The sequence below is a fragment of the Bacillus sp. JJ1474 genome (genome assembly GCF_036965225.1).
Lineage (GTDB): Bacteria > Bacillota > Bacilli > Bacillales > Cytobacillaceae > Cytobacillus.
Genome location: NZ_JBALPC010000331.1, coordinates 1 through 2,979 on the forward strand (window position 1 = coordinate 1; position 2,979 = coordinate 2,979).

General features: G+C 37.5%; 1 protein-coding gene. It reads right to left on the bottom strand.

Going from position 1 to position 2,979, the window contains the following annotated elements:
* Positions 1–74: 74 nt before the first annotated feature.
* Positions 75–2,979 (bottom strand): EAL domain-containing protein (locus V7164_RS25445; RefSeq protein WP_335355626.1); only part of this gene is annotated, 2,905 nt, incomplete at its 5' end.

Below are 2,979 nucleotides of genomic sequence, written 5' to 3' on the forward strand. Positions count from 1 at the left end.
CTAGTACGTCCTGTACGTTGGGGGTAGGCGCTGGAACTAGACATAAAAGGTGACTCCTAAGAGCCACCTTTTTGTTATGTTATTTCTACTTTTTCCTTTAATCCTTTTTCAAATTCAGTTATGTTTAGCGGTTTATGAATATAGAAGCCTTGAGCATAATGGCAATTTAATTCTTTCAGAAGTTCAATTTGTTCCTTCGTTTCGACTCCTTCAGCCACTACCTTCACTTCTAAGCCATGCCCCATTGTAATAATTGCCTTCACAATAGCAATATCATACGTATCCACGCGCAAATTATTTATGAATGAACGATCAATTTTTAAAGTGTTAATAGGCAAATCCTTTAGGTAGCTTAATGAAGAATAACCTGTTCCAAAGTCATCGATCGACACCTTAACTCCGAGTTTTTGAAGCTCCCTCATGATCGGAATACTATAATCAATATTCGTTAGCATTGTACTCTCTGTCAGCTCAAGTGTTAAATACTGAGGCTCTAGTTTGGATTCGCTTAAAGCTTGTTTTACATCATTCATAAAGCCTGGCTGCTGAAACTGGTATGCTGACACATTCACTGCAACTGATAACTGATTACTTCCAAGTGTTTGCCACTTTTTATTCTGCAAACAGGCTGTCCGTAGCACCCATCTTCCAATCTCTTGAATAATGCCCGTCTCTTCTGCAAGAGGGATAAAATCTGCTGGAGATACGAGACCAAGCTTAGGATGATTCCACCGAATAAGCGCTTCACTGCCAAAGATTTTCCCGGATTCTAAATCGATTAACGGCTGAAACATTAGATAGAATTCATTTTTCTGCAAAGCTTTACGTAAGTAGCTCTCGAGCTCGAGTCTACTCAGCGCCTGCTCATTCATTTCAGTCGAGAAAAAAGTAATTTGATTTCCACCCTTGTCTTTTGAACGATTTGTCGCAATATCGGCATTTTTCAGAAGCTCATGTTCATCTGTACCATCCTCTGGATAAAAACTGACCCCAATACTTGCGGTAACAAAGAATTCTTGATTTTCATGGTGAACTGGTTTTGATATTTCCAATAAAATAGATTTCGCTGCTTTCATTACCTCTTCTACTTGCGCTTCCTTTGTGAGTATGACTGTAAACTTATCTCCGCCAAATCTCCCAATGTATGATCCGCTCGGGAGAACTTTTTCGATTCGAAAAGCTATATCCTTTAAAATCATATCTCCCGCAAAATGTCCAAGGCTATCATTGATTAACTTAAAACGATCAATGTCGATAGAAAGAACGGAAAGCATGCGCTTTTTCCTTTTTGCCCGCTGAAGCATTTGTTCAAGCTGCTCAGTAAATCTCATTCGATTTGGAAGTCCTGTATCATGGTCAAAATTCGCTAGTTCTGTAATCTTTTCTTCGATCTTTTTTTGCTCTGTCATGTTTTTTCCAATAACATATATTCCGACACATTCGCCATTAACTGTAATGGGAATATTTTTAAATTGAAATAAATTCATTTCCCCTGATTTGGATATGAGAGTAGCATTATAGTATTGTTCTTTGCCCTTTATCGCCCTGAAAAAGTGCATTCTTACCTTTGGAATGTCCTCGCTTAATACAATTTTAAAAGATGATGCACCCGTTATCTCATCATGACGATAGCCAAACATGTCGTCAAATGAAGGATTCACATTTGTAAAGTGTCCTTGTAAATCAGTTGAATAAACAATATCTGTATGATTATTAAAAAGAGATTGATGGTATTGCTCAGAAATAGTCAAGCTTTCATGCAATTGCTGAAAATCTTCTTGCGAGGATTCCATCAAACGTGTAAGTGATGCTAAGGTTTTCAACTGTTCAGGCATCGAATATTTAAATGAAAGACCACGATTCTCCCGCTTTTCAAGCGATTGTTCTGACAGGGATAAGTACGTAAGAGATTGGCCTCCAAGCTGGGCCTTTCCTTCGTTTCCCGCTATTACCTCCCCATTTGAGAAGAAACCATTAGCTGGAGCAATACTCTGAAGCATCATTAGTTCTTTTTCTGAAAAATCTCGGGCAAACCGTTTTCTCGACAAGCTATTGTAGACAAAAATAGTTTCTACCGTTTTTTTTGCTAATTGCCTAAACCCCTGTAATGTTTGATCAATAGTTGCTTCTATATTTGGGAAGGAGAAAGTAAGTTTATCTCCTTCGGATACATTCCTGCTGACACGAATGGCCCCATTTTTCAAAATATCCATTATAAATAAAGAGACTTTCCCATCTTTTTGACTAATCATGAAAGGGAATTCAAATCTTGAATTAGAAATATCTTTAATAAAGCCTTCGCCCAAATAATGTTTTAAGATTTGCAAAGGTTTTTTCTTATCTAATGAATAGACAATATCACCATTCGACTTCGTAACGGTAAAAGCCTTTCCAACTTCCTGCCATTCAAAATGGCTTTGAACCTGTGCAAAAAGCTGTTTGCTTCGAAGAGCTACTCCTGCAACTCCCTGGCTCGTCAAATCCTCTCCCGCTATTGAAAAGGAATCTGAATTCGCGCCTGTATTTCCTGCAAGACCGCCTGACACGATAAGCTGCGGATTACCATCAAGGATCCCTTCTAATAGTGATTGAGAATCGATTTTATCTCCAACAGGAAAAATAATCAGTACTTTCGTATCAAAATCGATAATTTGCTCAGCTAACCTTTTTCCCATGTCATAACTGTTTTCAAAAGATTCCTGATGAAGCAAAGTAGACTTTACTTCTGTTTTATCAAATACAGTAAAAGAAAGAATCGTCTTATTTTCTGTGATATTTCCTTCAAAAATCTCACCTGATGCTGAACACCCAATAACTGCAGCAAGAGGCACCATTTTTTTTATGATGCTTTGCAAGTTAAATAGAGAATCCCTGTCATCTATCCCTGAAAAAACTTGAACAAGGAGGCTAGGGTATTCTTTTAGTTCATGCATATCTATAAAGCTATTTAATTGATGTTCATCTTCATAAATACATGTT